The following is a 1,796-nucleotide window of genomic DNA, read 5'->3' on the forward strand; positions in this document are numbered from 1 at the left end:
CGGGGGGGGGTGGCGGGGTTGGGCGGTGGCCGCTCCCGAAACCCCCCCGGGGGGGGTGGGCTGCTTTTTCGGCTGCTTCCCGTTGCTCTCCATGCTGACGGGGCCACTTCCTACGCGTACGGGGTCAGCAGACGCTGTCCGAGGGCTTCGGGTTGCCGAGGCCGAACAGCGGGCGCAGGCGCAGGCCCGCCCACGTGCCGAGGATGGCGACGGCGCCCCAGATCCAGCCGTGCAGCGAGCCGGAGACGATGCCCGCGAGGTACGCGCCGATGTTGCAGCCGCCCGCGAGGCGTGCGCCGATCCCCATCAGGATGCCGCCGACGACCGCGGCGACGGCCGTACGGGCCGGGATGCCGCGGTGCAGCTTCCACACGCCGCCCGCCGCGGCCGCGACCGCCGCGCCGACCATGATGCCGATGTCGGTGAGGCTTGTCTTGTCGGCGAGCACCGGGCCCGCCAACTGGGCGGAGTTGCCGGGCTGCTGCCAGAACGCCCACGTCTCGGGGGAGCCGCCGAGCGCGCCCACCACCTTCGAGCCCCACAGCGAGAACGCGCTCGTCACACCCCACGCGCCACCGGACACCAGCAGCACGCCCGCGCCGAGCACCGCGAGCACCACGGCGCCCGCCGCCAGCGGCCAGGAGCCGCGGACCGTACGGAGCAGCGCGCCCTTCGCCGACGGCGGGGTGCCGACCGGCGGGGGATTGCGGCGGGCCTGGACGGTGCGCGCGATGAACCAGATCGCGGCGAGCGCGACGATGGTGATCGCCCAGGAGCCGAGCCAGCCGACATGGTCCGACAGCAGGTACGGGTCGAGCGCGGGCAGATCGCCCCAGAGCCCGAACTGCCAGGCGGCGAGGGTGGAACCGACGATGAACCCGAAGAGCGTGAGCACGATCGAGCTCTGTCCCGAGCCGACGGCGAACAGCGTTCCGGACGCGCAGGCGCCACCGAGCTGCATGCCGACCGCGAAGATGAAGGAGCCCACGATGAGGCCGATGCCGAGCGGCCCCGCGCTGGGCGCGGGCACCGAACCGAAGAGGCCGGTGCCGGTTCCGATGATCAGCGCGAAGAGCGTCGCCGTGGTGCCGAGCAGCAGGGCGTGCGCCCGCAGCCCGGTGCCGTTGCCGACGGCCACGAGCTGGCGCCAGGCGGAGGTGAACCCGAACCGCGAGTGGAACAGGGCGAATCCGAGCCCGAGGCCGAGCAGCAACAGGACGCCCGGCTTGGCGCCGTGCTGGACGAACACGTAGACGGCGAGCGCCGCGCCGATGACTCCGGCGCCGACGAGCGGCCCCCAACGGGTGGGCGGCGCGGTCTCGGCGACCGGGGTCGGCGAGGAGGTGGGGGACGGGGTGAGCAGGGTGGCGCGCGGCGGCGCCCCGGCGGGGGGAGCGGTGGTCACGGCAGATCTCCGGCAGGTGGAGTGGGAACGCTCTCGGGTCGTTCGGGGGAGTGGTGGACGTCAGCGACGACAGAGCGCGTCGTCGACACTCCACGACGTGGCCGCGAAGAGCGCGAGAGCCAGGTGCCGAGCGGGTCCGAACATGTGCGCCACTTTAGGCTCCGCCGGGGGATCGGTGGGGGGCGTCTCACATCGCGGGCACCCGGTCTCGTGCGGTGGTCCGCACCCCACGCCACGGCGCTCCGCCCCGGACCCCGCGCCTCAAACGCCGGCGGGGCTTGAAGGACCGCCTCAAACGCCGGCGAGGCTGGAAATACCAATCGCCGGCGGGGCTTGATCTATCAAGCCCCGCCGGCGATTGAGGCGATCTTTTAAGCCCCTGCGGCGATTG

The 1,796-nt window shown here is 73.4% G+C and carries 1 protein-coding gene; it reads right to left on the reverse strand.

Features of this window, described 5'->3' with window-relative positions; translation table 11 throughout:
- Positions 1-124: 124 nt before the first annotated feature.
- Positions 125-1,405 carry a YeeE/YedE family protein gene (locus tag ABT004_RS36290; RefSeq protein WP_351346115.1) on the reverse strand — a complete coding sequence of 427 codons (1,281 nt, stop codon included), beginning with the start codon at positions 1,403-1,405 and terminating at the stop codon, positions 125-127.
- Positions 1,406-1,796: the final 391 nt, after the last annotated feature.

Source organism: Streptomyces sp. NPDC002790 (assembly GCF_040295505.1).
Taxonomy (GTDB): domain Bacteria; phylum Actinomycetota; class Actinomycetes; order Streptomycetales; family Streptomycetaceae; genus Streptomyces.